General features: G+C 70.5%; 14 protein-coding genes. 12 read left to right on the top strand and 2 right to left on the bottom strand.

Translation table 11 applies throughout. The features are described 5' to 3' along the window. Positions 1 to 107: 107 nt before the first annotated feature. Both GQQ95_RS09380 and GQQ95_RS09375 read right to left on the bottom strand, forming a co-directional pair. Entirely contained in the window at positions 108 to 1,085 is a 978-nt protein-coding gene (locus tag GQQ95_RS09380) for a metallophosphoesterase (RefSeq protein ID WP_157427405.1), read from the bottom strand. Continuing rightward, positions 1,082 to 3,730 carry a transglycosylase domain-containing protein gene (locus tag GQQ95_RS09375; RefSeq protein ID WP_170297026.1) on the bottom strand — a complete coding sequence of 883 codons (2,649 nt, stop codon included), beginning with the start codon at positions 3,728 to 3,730 and terminating at the stop codon, positions 1,082 to 1,084. Before GQQ95_RS09375 ends, GQQ95_RS09380 begins: the two co-directional genes overlap by 4 nt. 153 nt (positions 3,731 to 3,883) lie before the next feature. Between GQQ95_RS09375 and sp36 the strand changes: the two genes are divergently transcribed. The 12 genes from sp36 to GQQ95_RS09315 all read left to right on the top strand — a co-directional run bounded on the left by sp36 (position 3,884) and on the right by GQQ95_RS09315 (position 16,700). Further along, a complete protein-coding gene (sp36, locus tag GQQ95_RS09370) occupies positions 3,884 to 4,117 on the top strand; it encodes a Sp36 family protein (protein WP_157427403.1) in 234 nt (77 codons plus the stop codon). Further along, positions 4,117 to 4,587 (top strand): RidA family protein, encoded by a 471-nt coding sequence (locus tag GQQ95_RS09365; protein WP_157427402.1) that lies wholly within the window; start codon positions 4,117 to 4,119, stop codon positions 4,585 to 4,587. The genes sp36 and GQQ95_RS09365 overlap by 1 nt, the downstream gene beginning before the upstream one ends. A gap of 97 nt (positions 4,588 to 4,684) precedes the next feature. After that, positions 4,685 to 7,153, top strand: a complete 2,469-nt coding sequence (locus tag GQQ95_RS09360) for an ATP-dependent helicase (RefSeq protein WP_212275381.1) — start codon at positions 4,685 to 4,687, stop codon at positions 7,151 to 7,153. Beyond that, positions 7,150 to 7,692 (top strand): NUDIX domain-containing protein, encoded by a 543-nt coding sequence (locus GQQ95_RS09355; protein ID WP_157427400.1) that lies wholly within the window; start codon positions 7,150 to 7,152, stop codon positions 7,690 to 7,692. The genes GQQ95_RS09360 and GQQ95_RS09355 overlap by 4 nt, the downstream gene beginning before the upstream one ends. Further along, a complete protein-coding gene (locus GQQ95_RS09350) occupies positions 7,689 to 8,780 on the top strand; it encodes an FUSC family protein (RefSeq protein ID WP_246205340.1) in 1,092 nt (363 codons plus the stop codon). Before GQQ95_RS09355 ends, GQQ95_RS09350 begins: the two co-directional genes overlap by 4 nt. Before the next feature lie 129 nt (positions 8,781 to 8,909). After that, the gene (locus GQQ95_RS09345; protein WP_157427398.1) at positions 8,910 to 9,827 is read left to right on the top strand and encodes an ABC transporter ATP-binding protein; all 918 of its coding nucleotides are present in this window, start codon (positions 8,910 to 8,912) and stop codon (positions 9,825 to 9,827) included. Further along, on the top strand, positions 9,824 to 10,723 hold the full coding sequence (locus GQQ95_RS09340; protein WP_157427397.1) for an ABC transporter permease: 900 nt from the start codon (positions 9,824 to 9,826) through the stop codon (positions 10,721 to 10,723). Before GQQ95_RS09345 ends, GQQ95_RS09340 begins: the two co-directional genes overlap by 4 nt. Further along, positions 10,720 to 11,001, top strand: a complete 282-nt coding sequence (locus tag GQQ95_RS09335) for a helix-turn-helix transcriptional regulator (RefSeq protein WP_157427396.1) — start codon at positions 10,720 to 10,722, stop codon at positions 10,999 to 11,001. The genes GQQ95_RS09340 and GQQ95_RS09335 overlap by 4 nt, the downstream gene beginning before the upstream one ends. A gap of 139 nt (positions 11,002 to 11,140) precedes the next feature. Next, on the top strand, positions 11,141 to 12,307 hold the full coding sequence (gene sucC, locus GQQ95_RS09330) for an ADP-forming succinate--CoA ligase subunit beta (protein ID WP_157427395.1): 1,167 nt from the start codon (positions 11,141 to 11,143) through the stop codon (positions 12,305 to 12,307). Positions 12,308 to 12,325: 18 nt separating this feature from the next. Further along, positions 12,326 to 13,228, top strand: coding sequence for a succinate--CoA ligase subunit alpha (gene sucD, locus GQQ95_RS09325; RefSeq protein WP_157427394.1), 903 nt, complete (start codon positions 12,326 to 12,328; stop codon positions 13,226 to 13,228). A 195-nt stretch (positions 13,229 to 13,423) separates the two neighbouring features. Next, positions 13,424 to 15,106, top strand: coding sequence for a hypothetical protein (locus tag GQQ95_RS09320; RefSeq protein WP_157427393.1), 1,683 nt, complete (start codon positions 13,424 to 13,426; stop codon positions 15,104 to 15,106). A gap of 31 nt (positions 15,107 to 15,137) precedes the next feature. After that, a complete protein-coding gene (locus GQQ95_RS09315; protein WP_157427392.1) occupies positions 15,138 to 16,700 on the top strand; it encodes a cell division protein PerM in 1,563 nt (520 codons plus the stop codon). The last annotated feature ends 26 nt before the right edge of the window (positions 16,701 to 16,726 follow it).

The following is a 16,726-nucleotide window of genomic DNA, read 5'->3' as shown; positions in this document are numbered from 1 at the left end:
CGGGCCTCAACAAGGATAGCCGATAAACGGGGCCGTCCCGACCACGGTTCGCGCCGCACGGAGACGACGGTCGTGCCCGAGTCGGAACGGCAACCCGACGGCCCGGCTCAGCTCGACGCGACGAGGGTGATCAGCGTGGCCTCGGGCGGGCACGCGAAGCGAACCGGCGCGTAGATGGAGGTTCCCAGTCCGGCGGACACGTTCAGGTACGCGGAGCGGAGGCCGTGACGCCAGACGCTCAGGCCCTTGACCTTCTCGCGCGGAATGTCGCAGTTCGTGACGAGCGCGCCGAAACCGGGCACGCAGACCTGCCCGCCGTGCGTGTGGCCGGCGAGGATCAGCTGCGCGCCGTGGTTCACGAACGAGTTCAGGACGCGCTGGTACGGCGCGTGCGCGACGCCCACGGTGACCGTCGGCCGGTTCGGCGAGGCGGATGCCACGTCGGGCCAGGACTCGTCGCCGAGCGGGTCTTCGGCGCGGAGGTCGTCGATGGCGCTCGCGATGAGATCGAGTCGGTCGAAGCCCTTGTGCGGGTCATCGACCCCGAAGAACTCGAAGTGGGTGCCGCGCAGGTCGAGGCTCGTCGCCGTGTTGTCCAGGTCGGTCCACCCGAGTTCGGCGAAGTAGGCGTGCAGGGCGTCGATGTCGAGCCGGGCGCTGCGGGGCACGTGCCCCGATGGGCCGGAGAAGTAGAGGAACGGGTTCTTCAGCACAGGCCCGAAGTAGTCGTTCGACCCGTTGACGAAGATGCCGGGAACGCCCCGGAACGGCTCGAACGCGGCACGGATGCCCTCGAGCCCGCGCTCGTGGCCCAGGTTGTCGCCCGTGTCGACCACGAGGTCGGGCTCGAGCTGCGCGAGGCTGCGCACCCAGGCCTGCTTCTCATGCTGCCAGGGTGCCATGTGCAGGTCGGAGAGGTGCAGGACCTTGATCGGCTCCGAGCCGGCGGGAAGCACGGGCACCTCGACGCGGCGCAGCGTCCAGCGCTTGCGCTCGACGAGTGAACCCCAGGCGAACGCGGCAGCGCCAGCCGCGCCGACCGCGAGTGCGATCTGCGCGGCCGGCGCGAGCTTCGAACGGCTCAACCCTCGCCGCCGGCTTCCGTGTCCTCGCCGTCGGTGTCCTCGCCCGGCTTCTCACCTGGGCCACCTCCGGCCTCCAGCTTGCCGACGCTGATCGTGATGGTGTCGCCGGCCCTCACGGCTGCGTCGGAGCCCGGGTTCTGCGAGAGCACGGTGCCGGCCTTCGTCGGGTCGGTCGTCGCCTCGTCCTGGCGCTTCACCTTGAACCCGGCCTCCTTCAGGGCGGCCTCGGCCGCGTCGGCCTGCTGGCCGACCACGTTGGGCACCGCACCGAGGTTGCCCCGGCTGACCTTCAGCATGATGAGGGAGCCGCGAGCCGCCGTGCCCGTGGCGCTCTGCTCGCCGATCGTGCCCTTGGGCTGGGCCGAGTCGACTTCGCCGTCGAGCGCGACGCCGAAGCCGGCCGCCTCGAGCGCCTGCTTCGCGGCATCGGGGGCGAGGCCGAGCACGCTCGGGACGTTCGCCTGGGGCGCGTTGAGGAACTCGCCCTTCGGCTCGGGGAACGGGTCGCCGCCGTACTTCATGTTGGCGAAGTCCATGACCCGCGGCCAGATGTTGTGACGCAGCACCGCAGCCTGCTCGCCGTTGATGTACGTCTGGCGCAGGTCGACCTGTCCGGTGGAGTTGTAGACGCCGACCACGGTGGCGACCTTCGAGGAGGCGCCGCTCATCCACGTCGCCACGTTCTCGTCGGTGGTGCCGGTCTTGCCGATCATCGGCGTGTCGGAGGTGTCCATCTTGTAGAGCGAGGACGTGCCGGTGCCCTGCGTCATGACCTTGTTCAGGGCGTAGGTCATTCCGGCCGCGACATCGGCGGTGATCGCCTGGGTGCACGTAGATTTCGGTGCTTCGACCGGATTCCCTTCGGCGTCCTCGATGCGATCGATCGCGATCGGCGTGCACGACACGCCGCCGCCGGCGTATGCGGCGAACGCCGTGGCCATCGAGAGCGGTGCGATCTCCTCGGTTCCCAACACGGCCGAGGGGCCGAACGGGATGGGGTCGCCGTCGCTGTTGATGCCCTCGCCGAGTGGCTTGCCGTCAGCGCGGCCGGCGCTCATGAGCGCCGTCGCGGTGTTCTTGATGCCGCAGAGGTCGAGCTGCTTCGCCATCGCGACGAAGCCCGTGTTCTCGGAGTTGATGGTGTTGAACAGCGCCGTCCAGAAGCCGCCGTTGCCACCCTCGTCGTTGCCGGGATCCCAGCCGCCGGCGTCGACCGGGCCGTTGCAGCTGTCGTTGAACGTGCCCCAGTTGCTGCGCTTGGTGGCGTTCATGCTCTCGTTCAGCGAGTGGCCCTCCTTCAGCCACTCGGCGAGCGTGAAAGTCTTGAAGGTCGAGCCCGGCTGGAAGCCGCTCGACCCGCCGTAGTCGATGCCCGCGTTGTAGTTGACCGCGGAGTAGTTGTCGCCCGTGACCTCGGGGTCGACGTTGTAGTCGGTGTTCTGCACCATCGCGAGGATGCGACCGGTGCCCACCTCGACCGAGACCACCGAGCCGCCGAGATCCATCTCGGGGATGGACGACGGCACGTTCTCGCGAAGCGCCTGGGTCGCGACATCCTGCATCTGCATGTCGATCGTCGTGTAGATGTTCAGGCCGCCGCGCGAGAGCTTCTCGGCACCCTCGTTCACGTCGGGAGTTGCCGGGTCGTCCATCTTGTCCTTGATCTCCCACGTCACGTAGTCGCAGAAGTAGGCGTAGTACGGCGAGGCCTGGCACCCGGTGGTCGGCTCGTGGATCGCGGGCTGCACGGGAGTCGCGACGGCGGCGTCGTAGTCCTCCTTGGTGATCTTCTTCTCGTCGAGCATCTCCTTCAAGATGTAGTCGCGACGGGACTTGTTGTCGGCGTACGGCACGTTCTCGCCGTCGACCACGGTGTTGGCGCCGTTCGTCTCGCTCTCGGGGTAGTCGAGGCGGAACTTCTCGGGCCAGTTCACGATCGCGATGAGGCTCGCGGCCTGGGGCAGCGTGAGGTCCTTCGCGTTGGTGCCGAAGTAGTACTGCGCGGCGGACTGCACGCCGTACACCTGGCCGCCGAACGCGGCGATGTTGAGGTATCCCTTGAGGATCTCGTCCTTCGGGTACTTCTTGTCGATGGAGATCGCGTAGCGCATCTCCTTCAGCTTGCGCTCGGGAGTCGTGGCCGTCGCGTCCTCGTACGCGGCCTTCTTCTCCTCTTCGGTCTTCGCCTCGTTCATGCCGTTGTTGATGAGCACGTTCTTGACGTACTGCTGCGTGATCGAGGAGCCGCCTCGCGTCGCGCCGCCCGGGATGAACTCGTTCGCGACGGCGCTCAGCGTGCCCTTGATGTCGATGCCGCCGTGCTCGTAGAACCGGGGGTCCTCACCGGCGACCGCGGCGTCCTTCAGGTACTGGGAGATGTAGTCGAACTCCACCTCCTCGCGGTCGTCGTCGTAGAACGACGTGATGGCCGCGGGGGAGCCGTCGGGCTGGATCGCGTAGATGGTCGACTTCTGCGCGAGCTCGTCGATGTCGAGGAAGCCGGGGAGGTTCTCGAACATCGTGATGCTGTTGTTCGCAGCCAGGCCGGTGACGGCGAGGGCGGGCGTCACCGCGGCGGTCACCAGGACGCCGGCGAGGGCGCTCATCCCGACGAATGCGAGCACTCCGGTGCCGAGGTCGCTCATCGAAGGTTTTTGGGCAGACATATAGTGGAGCGTAACGGAGAAGGCTGACAAACCGCGGCACGGACGCTGGGTGTACCCATGGCGCCCGAGCGAGTCGAGCCGTCGGCCGCCGCCGTTCCACCAGCCGCTGTCGACGTCAGAGACGAGAATCACATGGTCACCTGGGAGTACATCACCACCCCGCTCCTCATCCACAACACCGCGGCGATCCTGAACAACTGGGGATCGGAGGGGTGGGAGCTCGTGCAGGTCGTCCAGGGCCCAGAGGGCGGACTCGTCGCCTACCTGAAACGCCCCGCCGGCGACTCGGCCTCCGCCGCGGCGTCCGCGGGTGCGGCCGCAGCGGCCCAGGCCTCGAAGGCGTTCGAGGGCGAGGGGCGGGCCTGATGGCCGGGTTCGAGGCGCGCCTCGCCGAGCTCGGCATCGAGCTGCCGGATGTCGCGCCCCCCGTCGCGGCGTACATCCCCGCGGTGGCAACGGGCCAGTACGTCCACACGTCGGGCCAGCTGCCCTTCACCGCGGGCGCGCTGCCCGCGACCGGCAAGGTCGGCGACGGCCACGGACTCGTGCCGGCCGAGGACGCCAAGGCGTATGCCCGCACCTGCATCCTCAATGCGCTCGCGGCCGTGCGTGCCGAGATCGGGTCCCTCGATCGCGTGGCCCGCATCGTGAAGGTCGTCGGATTCGTGGCATCCGACCCCTCGTTCACCGGGCAGCCGGGCGTGATCAACGGCGCCTCCGAGCTCCTGGGCGAGGTGTTCGGCGACGCCGGGCGCCACGCCCGCTCGGCGGTCGGCGTGGCCGTCCTGCCGCTCGATTCGCCCGTCGAGGTGGAGCTGCTCGTCGAGTTCGCCTAGACCGCGACGTCGTACCCGCCCTCGTCCGCCCGTGTCCACGTCGACCCGGTGGGCGGGGGCGGTGTCGGATGCCGCGCCTAGACTTGTCGGTGACATGATGCTGATCCTCGACCCCGACGACCCGGCCGGCTGGCGCGAGGCGCCCGCCGCTGTTCCCGGCACGCCCGCGGCATCCGGCAACCGCTTCACCGAAGGCCTGAATCCAGAGCAGCGCGAGGCGGTCGAGTACCGCGGCCAGGCGCTGCTCATCGTGGCGGGCGCCGGTTCGGGCAAGACCCGCGTGCTCACGCACCGCATCGCCGGCCTCATCGACAGCCGCGAGGCCTGGCCCAGCCAGATCCTCGCCATCACGTTCACGAACAAGGCCGCGGCCGAGATGCGCGAGCGCGTCGAGAGCCTGCTCGGCGAGGGCGCCTCCGGCATGTGGATCTCGACGTTCCACTCGGCGTGCGTGCGCATCCTCCGGCGCGAGGCCGAGGCCATCGGGCTGTCGTCGACGTTCACGATCTACGACTCGGCCGACACGCGAACGGTGCTGAAGCGCATCATCAAGGAACTCGACGCCGACACGATGGGCTTCACGCCCGCGAGCGCGCAGTCGAAGATCTCCAAGCTCAAGAACGAGCTCTCCGACGTCGAGACGTACGCGCGCAACGCGAACATGAACGACCCCCAGGAGGCGATGTTCCTCGAGATCTTCCGGCAGTACACGCGTCGGCTGCGGGCGGCCAGCGCGCTCGACTTCGACGACCTCATCGCCGAGACGGTCTACCTGTTCCGCGCCTTCCCGAACGTCGCCTCCCTCTACCAGCGGCGATTCCGCCACATCCTGGTCGACGAGTACCAGGACACGAACCACGCGCAGTACTCCCTCATCCGCGAGTTCACGCAGCCGGTGCCCGCCGAGCGCGTCGCCGAGATGTCCGAGCACGGGTTCAACGTGAGGGGCATCACCGACGCCTCGGGCGGCATCCCGGGCGCGAGCCTCACCGTGGTCGGCGACTCCGACCAGTCGATCTACGCGTTCCGCGGAGCCGACATCCGCAACATCTCGGAGTTCGAGCGCGACTTCCCCGGTGCGAAGGTCGTCCTGCTCGAGCAGAACTACCGGTCGACGCAGAACATCCTGTCCGCGGCGAACGCGGTGATCTCGAACAACTTCGACCGCAAGGACAAGAAGCTCTGGACGGCCGTCGGCGACGGCGAGAAGATCACGGGCTACACGGGGTACACGGCCCACGACGAGGCGCAGTTCGTGGCCGACGAGATCGAGGCCCTGCACCGGGCGGGCGTGGCCTATCGCGACATGGCCGTGTTCTACCGCACCAACGCGCAGACGCGCGCCCTCGAGGAGATCTTCGTGCGCTCCGCGCTGCCGTACCGGGTGGTCGGCGGCACGAAGTTCTACGAGCGCGCCGAGATCAAGGACGCCATGGCGTACCTCATCTCCGTGGCGAACCCGCTCGACGAACTCGCCCTGCGCCGCATCCTGAACACCCCGAAGCGGGGTATCGGCCCCGCGACCGAGACGGCCCTCTCCGGCTTCGCCGAGGCGAACGGTCTCTCCTTCCGCGAGGCGATGCGCTCGGCCGACGCGCTCGGCCTCGGGCCGAAGGTGACCGGGGCCATCATGGCGCTCGCGCGGGTGCTCGACGAGGCCGCGGCCATGCTCGTCCCGTCGAGCGCGGGGGTCGCGGCCGGCACCAACGAGGGCGCGTCCAAGGTCTCCGACGTGCTCGTGTTCCTGCTCGAGAAGTCCGGGCTCATCGACGCGCTGCGCAACAGCCGGGACCCGCAGGACGAGACCCGCGCCGAGAACGTCGACGAGCTCGTCGCCCAGACCCGTGACTTCGACCGCGACAACCCGCAGGCCACGCTCGTCGACTTCCTCACGCAGGTCTCGCTCGTCGCGGCGGCCGACGAGCTCGACGACGCCTCCGGAACCGTCTCCCTCATGACCCTGCACACCGCCAAGGGCCTCGAGTACCACGCGGTCTTCCTCACCGGACTCGAGGAGGGATTGCTGCCGCACCAGATGTCGGCGTCCGAGCCGGGCGGTCCTGCGGAGGAGCGCCGGCTGTTCTACGTCGGCATCACGCGCGCCCGCCAGCGCCTCTACATCTCGCTGGCCATGAGCCGCGCGCAGTTCGGCGAGGTCGCGGTGGCGATGCCCTCCCGGTACCTGCAGGAGATCCCCGAGGACCTCGTCGACTGGAAGCAGTCGCCCGGCATGGCGACCTCGCGAGGCGGCACCCGTCCTCGCGCCCTGAACGCGCGGCCCGGCCAGGGCGGTGCATGGGGCACGCGCGACCGCGACCTCGAGCGGTTCAGCGTCACGGCGTCCGCCAAGCCGAAGGCCGAGTGGGCCAACCGCGTGACGGGCACCGTCCGCGACAACGGCGACCTCACCCTCGAGGCCGGCGACCGCATCCGCCACGTCGACTTCGGCGAGGGCCGGGTCTCGCAGGTCACGGGCGAGGGCACCAAGCGCATCGCCCACGTCAGCTTCGACACGGCCGGGCAGAAGAAGCTGCTCATCAAGATCGCGCCGATCGAGAAGCTGTGACCTGGCAGACCCGCGACCGCCGCACGGTCTACGAGAACACGTGGATCCGCGTGACCGAGGACGACGTCATCCGTCCCGACGGCGAGCCCGGCATCTACGGGGTGGTCGAGATGCGCAATCCGGCCGTCTTCGTCGTCGCCATGACCGACGATGACGAGGTGCTGCTCGTGACGGTCGACCGCCACACCGTCGGCCCGTCGATCGAGGTTCCGGCCGGCGGCACCGACGGCGAGGATCCGCTCCTCGCGGCCCAGCGGGAACTACTCGAGGAGACGGGGTACGAGGCCGCCGAATGGCGGGAGATCGGTCGCATGACCGCCCTCAACGGCATCGCCAGGGCGCCCGAGCACGTCTTCCTCGCGACGGGCCTCGGCGTCGCGGCATCCGCTGCGCACTCCCAGCACGAGGAGGGCATCAGCGAGGCTCGGGCCGTGGCATGGCCCGAGGTGTGGCGGCTGGTGGGCGCCGGTGGGATCACCGACGGCGAGACCATCGCCGCACTCGGGTTCGCGGCGTTGCACCTGAGCCGCGTGTCGTGAGCCCGGCGCGCGACGCCGGCCGCTGGGTGCGGCCGCTGCGCACGCTCGACATCGAGGTCGCCTTCCGCGCCGCCGTCGCGGCCGTCGTGCCGCTCGCCGTCCTGGTCGCCGCCGACCGGACCGAATGGGCCGCATACGCCGCCTTCGGGGCGATGACGGCGATCTTCGGTCGCAGCGAACCCTACGGCACGCGAATCCGCACGGTCACCGCCGCGGCCGCCGCCCAGCTGACCACGACCGGGCTCGGCATCCTGCTCGCCGCGAGCGCGGCGCCGCTCGGTGTGGAGGCCCTGGTGCTGGCAGTGCTCATCACCAGCGTGATCCTCGCCTTCAACCTGCTCGGCGTCGCACCGTCCGGTCCGCTGTTCGCGGTCTTCGGCTTGCTCGTCTGCGCTGCGCAGCCCATCGAGGACGGCACGCAGTGGCAGCGATGGGGCGTCGCGTGGGCCGCGGCGGCGTTCGCGTGGCTCCTCACGATGTCGGGTTGGGTGCTTCGACGGGCGGCGCCGGATCGAGCCGGTTCCGTGTTCCGCGACCTGTCCCGCCGTACGCCGGTCAGGCCGAGGGCGTGGGCGGATCCGAGGCTGTGGCTCAACGTGGTGCAGAACGTCGCGGCCGCGCTCATCGCCGGTGCCATCGCCGTGGCATTCGGCATGGGACACCCGTACTGGGCGGTCGTCAGTGCCGTCGCCGTGATCCCGCCGGCGCGCGCGGCGCACACCGCCCAGCGCGCGGTGCACCGCGTCGTCGGCACGCTCATCGGCGTCGTCGTCACCGGGCTGGTCCTCTGGCCCGAACCGCCGGTCTGGGTGCTGATCCTCGTGATCGCCGTGTGCCAGTTCGGTGCCGAACTGCTCGTCGGCCGGCACTACGGTGCCGCGCTCGTGTTCATCACCCCGCTCGCGCTGACCGTCGTGCACCTCGCCTCGCCCGCGCCGCTGCTCGGGCTGCTCGCCGACCGCGTGCTCGAGACGGTGCTCGGTGCGGGGGTGGGCCTGGCTGCGGTGATCGCCGCGAGGCGCTTCGTCGAGGTGCGTCCGATGCCGCCGGCCACCGGGGCGATGCCGGGCTTGCGAAACGGTTCCTGACCTCTCGGCGCCCCCGCGTCGGGCTGCCACTCCGGCGCACGAATCAATCGCGCGCCTTCGACGGTTCGGATGTCGCATGTATGCTACATCTGATAGTGAACCGACGATGCAGTCGAGGGGAGCGGTGGAATGACCGACCAGCCGATCGTCCACGTCCGTGGGCTCCGAATGGAGTACTCGGGCCGAACGGTGCTCGACGGTATCGACTTGCGCATCGAGCGGGGCGAAGTGGTGGCGCTGCTCGGACCCAACGGGGCGGGCAAGACCACCACCATCGAGATCCTCGAGGGCTTTCGGCAGCGCGCGGGGGGCGAGGTCACGGTGCTCGGCGAGGATCCCGCGCACGCAGGCGATGCCTGGCGCGCTGACGTCGGCGTGGTGCTGCAGTCGTGGCGAGACCACGGCCGGTGGCGGGTGGCCCAGTTGCTCGAACAGTTCGGCGCCCTCTACGGCCCGTATGCGACATCCGATCGCGACCGCCCGTACCGTGCCGGCGACCTCCTCGAACTCGTCGGCCTCGCCCCCCACGCGGGGGCGCAGGTCCGGACCCTCTCCGGCGGGCAGCGGCGTCGTCTCGATGTGGCCATAGGGCTCGTCGGACGACCGCGCCTCCTCTTCCTCGACGAACCGACGACGGGCTTCGATCCGGTCGCCAGGCACGAGTTCCACGAACTCGTCCACCGGCTGAGCGACTTCGACGACACCACCGTGCTCCTGACGACCCACGACCTCGCCGAGGCCGAGAAGATCGCCGGCCGCATCCTCATCCTCGACGGAGGCCGGATCGTGGCGGACGGCAGTGCAGCGGCGCTCGCGCGAGAGGTGGCGGGCATGAGCGAGATCACCTGGCGCGAGGACGGCGCGCGGCACGTGCACAGTGCGGCGGACCCGGTGCCGTTCGTCCGTGACCTGCTCGCTCGGCCCGACACCGAGGTCACCGAGCTGCAGGTGCGTGCCCAGACCCTCGAGGAGACCTACCTCGCGATGGTCGCACGCACCGAATCAGCGGAGGCGGTCACCCCGGTCGGAGAGGTCGAAGCCGCATGAGCGCCGCAGCAGCCCGGCCCGACGGCGAAGCGAGTGCCACGTCGGCCGCGAACGCCAATGCCAATGCCATCCGGGCGGGGGTCCGCCGCGGCCTCATCGAGCACTGGATCTCGCTGCGCACGCCGAGCGAGACCGCCTTCATGGTCATCGGCATTGCCGTCATCGGCGTCGTGCTGTGGGTGAACCGCGATTCCGAGATCGCGCCCGGTGCATCCCTGAACTCCTTCATCCTGCCGAGCATCATCACCATCCAGCTGCTGTTCATCACCTGCTACGGCCTCGCGACTGTCATCGTCACGGAGCGCGAGGACGGGACGCTCATCCGTGCCCGCTCGCTGCCCAACGGGCTGCGCGCGTACTCGACCGGACTCCTCACGCGAACGATGTGCGAACTCGTCGAGATGATGGTGCTCACGCTCGTGATCGCGGCGATCATCCTCGGTTCCTCCTTCGACGTCGGCCCGGCCGGCGTCGCCGTGATCCTCGGCATGCTCGTGCTCGGCACGGTCGCGCTCACGACGTTCGGCTTCGTGCTCGGCACCGTCTTCAAGAACCCGCGCTCGGTCGGCGGCTGGGGCTTCCTCGTCGTGGGCGCCCTCGCGTACGTGTCCGGGCTCGTGCAGCCCCTGGTCTCCATGCCGGCATGGGTGCAGGTCATCGGACAGGGCTCCCCGCTGTTCTGGATCGGGCAGGCCTTCCGGTGGGCGTTTCTTCCCCCGGAGGCCGGAGCGATGGAGCCCGGAGGGGACTGGCAGCTCGGCATCGCGTTCGCAGTCGTCGCCGCGTGGGCGATCGTCGGCCTCGTGCTCGCACCCCGGCTGCTCCATCGAGTCGCACGCCGGGAGACCGGGTCGGCCATCGAAGCGCGCCGGCAGGCCGCGCTGCAGCGCGCATGACCGACCCGGGCCGAGCCGAGCGCGCGGGCGACCGCAGCGGCGAACGCGCCGACGTGGTCCATAATCGCGTCGCCATGCTGCGCGCAGAGCGACGCGTCACCCGCCGGGAGTTCGCCGAGGCGATCGGCGTGCACTACCAGACCGTCGGATACCTCGAGCGGGGCGAGTTCAACCCGAGCCTCCACCTCGCGCTGCGCATCGCGCGGTTCTTCGAGGTCCCGGTCGAGTTCGTCTTCTCGCTCGACGAGTTCGCCCGTATCGGCCCTCGGAACCCGTGATGCGCCGATTCTGAGGCGCAGTGCAAGCGGAGTAGCATGGACGACGGCCCCGTATCTCTCGACTTCGAGAGACTTTCGCGGGGCGACACCCACCAGCCACTGTGCGCGGTCGCGCGTGCGGACCGATTGGAAGTAGAGCGTGGATCTTTACGAGTACCAGGCCAGAGACCTGTTCGAGCAGTACGGGGTGCCGGTGCTCCCCGGCATCGTCGCCGACACCGCCGAGGAGGTCCGCGCAGCGGCTGAGAAGCTCGGAGGCGTGGTCGTCGTCAAGGCGCAGGTGAAGACGGGCGGCCGCGGCAAGGCCGGCGGCGTCAAGGTCGCGAAGAACCCCGATGAGGCGTTCGAGGCGGCCCAGGCCATCCTCGGCCTCGACATCAAGGGCCACGTCGTCAAGCGCGTCATGGTCGCCGGCGGCGCGCGCATCGCCCAGGAGTTCTACTTCTCGGTGCTCCTCGACCGGGCCAACCGCTCCTATCTCTCGCTCACGAGCGTCGAGGGCGGCATGGAGATCGAGCAGCTCGCCGTCGAGAAGCCCGAAGCCCTCGCCCGTATCGAGGTCGACCCCATCGCCGGCATCGACGCGGCGAAGGCCCGTGAGATCGCGGTCGCCGCGAACTTCCCGGCCGAGCTGGTCGACAAGGTCGCCGACGTCTTCGTGAAGCTCTACGAGGTCTACAAGGGCGAGGACGCGACGCTCGTCGAGGTGAACCCGCTGATCCTCGACGAGGACGGCAACGTCATCGCGCTCGACGGCAAGGTCACGCTCGACGAGAACGCCGAGTTCCGCCACGCGGGTCACGCGCTCCTCGAGGACAAGGACGCGGCCGACCCCCTCGAGGCCAAGGCCAAGGCGCTCGAGCTCAACTACGTCAAGCTCGACGGCGAGGTCGGCATCATCGGCAACGGCGCGGGACTGGTCATGTCCACCCTCGACGTCGTCGCGTACGCGGGCGAGAACCACGGCGGCGTCAAGCCCGCCAACTTCCTCGACATCGGCGGCGGAGCCTCGGCGGAGGTCATGGCCAACGGCCTCGGCATCATCCTCGGCGACCCGCAGGTCAAGAGCGTGTTCGTGAACGTCTTCGGCGGCATCACCGCGTGCGACCAGGTCGCCAAGGGCATCGTCGGCGCGCTCGCCGAGCTCGGCTCGACCGCGAACAAGCCGCTCGTCGTGCGCCTGGACGGCAACAACGTCGTCGAGGGCCGTCGCATCCTCGAGGAGGCGGCGCACCCGCTCGTCACCCTCGCCGAGAACATGGACCAGGGCGCCGACAAGGCCGCCGAGCTCGCGAACGCCGCGTAGAAGAAGGACTGCAGAGCAATGACGATCTTCCTCAACAAGGACTCCAAGGTCATCGTCCAGGGCATCACCGGCGGCGAGGGCTCCAAGCACACCGCGCGCATGCTCGCGGCCGGTACCCAGGTTGTCGGTGGCGTGAACGCCCGCAAGGCCGGCACCACCGTGCTGCACACCGACGCCGACGGCAACGCCGTGCAGCTGCCGGTGTTCGCCTCGGTCGCCGAGGCCATCGAGCAGACGGGGGCGGATGTCTCCATCGCGTTCGTGCCCCCGGCGTTCACCAAGGACGCCGTGATCGAGGCCATCGACGCCGAGATCCCGCTGCTGGTCATCATCACCGAGGGCGTGCCCGTGCAGGACTCCGCCGAGTTCTGGGCGTACGCCAAGGAGAAGGGCGACACGACCCGCATCATCGGGCCGAACTGCCCCGGCATCATCAGCCCCGGTGAGTCGCTCGTCGGCATCACCCCGGCGAACATCACCGGCAAGGGCCCGATCGGCCTCGTGTCCAAGTCGGGCACGCTCACGTACCAGATGATGTACGAGCTGCGCGACCTGGGCTTCTCGACCGCCATCGGCATCGGCGGCGACCCCATCATCGGCACGACCCACATCGACGCCCTCGCGGCGTTCGAGGCCGACCCCGAGACGAAGGCGATCGTGATGATCGGCGAGATCGGCGGCGACGCCGAGGAGCGCGCGGCCGACTTCATCAAGGCCAACGTCACCAAGCCGGTCGTCGGCTACGTGGCCGGCTTCACCGCTCCCGAAGGCAAGACGATGGGTCACGCGGGCGCGATCGTGTCCGGCTCCGCCGGCACGGCGCAGGCCAAGAAGGAGGCCCTCGAGGCCGCCGGCGTCAAGGTCGGCAAGACGCCGTCCGAGACCGCCGCCCTCCTCCGCGAGGTCTACGCCGCCCTCTGACCCAGGGGTCGCGGCGGCGCGTGTGCGGCGCCGCGACCGGATTCTGCACCGAACGCCCGTCCCCGTCCGTTCGCGCCTCGCGCGATCGGACGGGGACGGGCGTTCTCGCGTCATGGCTCGCGCATCCGTCGCAACTGCTGTGCCCGGACCACCGCCGCCGATATGGTGTGGGAAGGCGAGTCCGAGGGGGACGGCATGGGGACGACACGGGACGACGAACTGCTGGCACGCATCGAGGCGCTCGAGGCCGAGAACGCGAGATTGCGGGACGAGGTGGCCGCGCCGGCCGCCGCCGGTCCCGGCCGCGAGGCGAAGCGCTCGTCAGGACGCGCACGAGTGGCCGTCGCGACGATCCTCGTGCTCATCGGCGCCATCCTGACCCCGGTCGCCGTGCTCGGCGGGTGGGCGAAGAACCAGCTCGTGGACACCGACACCTTCGTCGCCACCTTCGCGCCCATCGCCGAGGACCCCGACGTGCAGGCCTACGTCGCCGACGAGGCGACGACGGCGATCCTCGATGCGGCCGACATCGAGGGGCTGACCTCGTCGGTCTTCGACGGCATCGCGGAACTCGGGCTGCCGCCGCGGGCGGAGCAGGCGCTCCAGCTCCTCGAGGGCCCGGCGACGCAGGGCATCCAGACGCTCATCGGGCAGATCGTGAATCGGCTCGTCACCTCCGAGGCCTTCAGCGAGATCTTCGAGCAGGCGCTCCGCACGACGCACACCCAGACCATCAAGGCGCTGCAGGGCGATCCCGACGCCGCACTCGAGATCACGGAGTCCGGCGAGATCGGCATCCAGCTGGGTCCGATCGTCGAGGCGGTCAAGCAGCGACTCGTCGACCAGGGCGTCGGATTCGCGTCGGCGATCCCCGAGATCGACCGCACGATCGTCGTCGCGAAGTCCGAGGCGATGACCACGGTGCAGCTCGTGTACCAGCTCGCGGTGTCCGCGGGCACGTGGCTTCCCTGGGTCGCGCTGCTGTTCCTGATCGCGGGGATCCTCGTGGCCCCTCGCCGGCGCACGGCGATCGTCTGGACCGCGTCGACCCTGGCCGTGATGATGGCGATCCTCGCGAGCGGATTCGGCATCGGCCGCCTCTACTTCATCGGCAGCGTCTCGCCGGGCATCGTTCCGACCGGAGCGGCCGAGGTCATCTACGACCAGATCATCGAGCGCATGTTCGCCACCACGGTCGCGCTCATCGTCTTCGCGGTCGCGGTGGCGCTGATCACCTGGCTGAGCGGGCCGGGCCCTCTGCCGGTGCGGCTGCGCGGGTTCGCCGACGCCGGGTTCGGCTCCGTCCGTCGTGCCGCAGCCGCCCGCGGACTGACCACCGGCAGGTTCGGAGCCTGGCTGGGCCGTCAGCGATCGGCCGTGGCCACGGTCATCATGCTCGGAGCCGTCGCCGTGATCCTGTTCGTACGGCCCATCTCCACTGGTCTCGTGGTCTGGACGATCGTCATCGCACTGCTGCTCATCGTGGTCGTCGAGCTGCTCCAGCGTCCTCCGCTCGAGGTGGCGGAGGCCGAGGCGGCGGCGGCGGAAGCCGAACTGGCCGAGACGGAGTGGGCGGATGCGGCCGCCGAGGCCGAGCGCACGTCCGGCACCGCGGGATCCGCGCCCGTCGAGGACCTGGGACCGGCGGATGCCGCACCCGGCGCCGGAGGCGACACCGCCGTGCTCGAGGGGGTCGACGAGGGCTCCGCCGCGGCATCCCATGGGGGCACCGCCGTCCTCGTCGAGGCATCCGAGGCATCCGAGGCCGACGTCGCAGCCGCGGCCGCCGACGCGCAGGCGACCGACGTGATCGAGACGGGCGATGCGGCGGCGCCCAAGCCGGCGAGTCCGAAGAAGCGCGGGCGTCCTGCCCGCTGACGGGCGTGCGCCGGGCTAGGCTCCCGGAGGAATGAGAAGGACCACCATCGCCCTGCTCGCCTCCCTGGAGGCGTTCGTCGCAGCGCTCATCGGCTTCGCCCTCGCCTTCGTGCCGCTCATGCTGCTGTGGGCCGTGCACTTCGGCCTGGCCGTCGACATCATGGCGTTCGTGCACGCGGCGGCCGGGGTCTGGCTGCTCGGGCACGGCGTGAACGTCACAGTGCAGGTCGATGCGGTCACGGCCGAGCGCACCGGCCTGGCCGGGGCGGGCGACCCGTTCCCGATCGCGATCGCGCTGCTCGGCATCGCCCTCCTGACCTTCGCGGCCGGGGTCCGGATCGGGCGCCGGTCCGCCGCGGGCGGGCACGCGCTCACGGGGGCCGTCGCGGCGATGGTCGTGTTCGCCGCAGCGGGGTCCGGTGCGGCAGCGCTCGCCGACACCCCGGTGCTCCACACGAACCCGTGGTGGGCGCTCGCGCTCCCGGCGTTCGTGGTCGGCCTCGGAGCCCTGGTCGGCGCGATCGAGGAGAGCGTGCGCAACCCCTCGACGGATGTCGCGGGCGCGGGCTTCGTGCGCCGCAGGGTGCAGGACCTGCCGCCGCTCCTCGGCGAGGTCACGGTCGCGGCCGTCCGGGTCGGCGGGGGAGCGGCGTTCGGCGTGCTCGCCTTCGCCGCGGCGATGCTCGGCGTGGCGGTCTTCGTCGACTACGCGACCGTGGCAGGCCTGTACCAGGCGCTGGATGCCGGCATCGACGGCGGCATCGCCCTGACGATGGCGGAGCTCGCGATCCTGCCGAACCTCGTGATCTGGGCCGCGGCGTGGATGCTGGGGCCGGGCTTCGCGATCGGCGCGGGATCGTCGGTCGCGCCGGGCGGCACCGTGCTCGGCCCGGTCCCCGGCATCCCGCTGCTCGGCGCGCTCCCGAACGGCGCTCCGCTGCTCGGTGCGCTGCTGCTCGTCGTTCCGGTGCTGCTCGGGTTCGTCGGCGCCTGGATCGTCGGCAGCGCCCGCCGCCGTGCGGACGCCTCGACGGAATGGTGGCGGCCCGTCGTCGTCGCGCTCGCCGTCGCGCTCGTGGCCGGCGTGACGCTCGGGCTGCTCGCGAGGTGGTCGGGCGGGGCCGTCGGGCCCGGACGGCTCGCGGTCGTCGGACCCGACCCGTGGGCGGTCGGCGCCGTCGCGGCCCTCACGATCGGGCTCGGCGCCCTGGCCGGCGGCTTCGCCGCGATGGTGGGGCGCGGGGCGCCCGAGCCGGCGGGCACGTCGCTCGCGCGCCGCGACGACGGGATCGAGCCCGCGGATGCCGCGACGACGGAGGCGTTCGAGCCGAGGGCGACCCCCGCGCCCGTGCCGCGCCCGTCGCCGGCATCGCCCAAGGCGCCCGCGCGGAGCACCGATCGGCCGACCACCACTCCGCCGACCACCGATCGGCCGACCACGACTCCGCCGCCCACCGCTCCGCCGACGACCGCTCCGCCCGCGCGGCGCGACGACGACGAGCCGTGGTGGCGCCGCGACCGGGGCGACGCCCCGCGCGGCGGGGACGCCGACGACACCGAGGCCTTCGACCGCACGGGCCCGCTCGACCGCTGACACCGGCCCGCGGCATCCGCTCGGAA

Origin of the sequence: Agromyces salentinus (assembly GCF_009749395.1) — a bacterium.
GTDB lineage: Bacteria > Actinomycetota > Actinomycetes > Actinomycetales > Microbacteriaceae > Agromyces > Agromyces salentinus.
The sequence above is the reverse complement of the archived record's forward strand: the minus strand, read 5'-3'. Positions and strand labels throughout refer to the sequence as shown.

Excerpts from the sequence above, each read along its gene's own strand:
- GQQ95_RS09345 (WP_157427398.1), top strand. The coding sequence starts at position 8,910 with ATGACCGACCAGCCGATCGTCCACGTCCGTGGGCTCCGAATGGAGTAC.
- GQQ95_RS09315 (WP_157427392.1), top strand. The coding sequence starts at position 15,138 with ATGAGAAGGACCACCATCGCCCTGCTCGCCTCCCTGGAGGCGTTCGTC.
- GQQ95_RS09375 (WP_170297026.1), bottom strand. The coding sequence starts at position 3,730 with ATGAGCGACCTCGGCACCGGAGTGCTCGCATTCGTCGGGATGAGCGCC.
- GQQ95_RS09365 (WP_157427402.1), top strand. The coding sequence starts at position 4,117 with ATGGCCGGGTTCGAGGCGCGCCTCGCCGAGCTCGGCATCGAGCTGCCG.
- GQQ95_RS09335 (WP_157427396.1), top strand. The coding sequence starts at position 10,720 with ATGACCGACCCGGGCCGAGCCGAGCGCGCGGGCGACCGCAGCGGCGAA.
- sp36 (WP_157427403.1), top strand. The coding sequence starts at position 3,884 with ATGGTCACCTGGGAGTACATCACCACCCCGCTCCTCATCCACAACACC.
- GQQ95_RS09360 (WP_212275381.1), top strand. The coding sequence starts at position 4,685 with ATGCTGATCCTCGACCCCGACGACCCGGCCGGCTGGCGCGAGGCGCCC.
- GQQ95_RS09340 (WP_157427397.1), top strand. The coding sequence starts at position 9,824 with ATGAGCGCCGCAGCAGCCCGGCCCGACGGCGAAGCGAGTGCCACGTCG.
- sucD (WP_157427394.1), top strand. The coding sequence starts at position 12,326 with ATGACGATCTTCCTCAACAAGGACTCCAAGGTCATCGTCCAGGGCATC.
- GQQ95_RS09320 (WP_157427393.1), top strand. The coding sequence starts at position 13,424 with ATGGGGACGACACGGGACGACGAACTGCTGGCACGCATCGAGGCGCTC.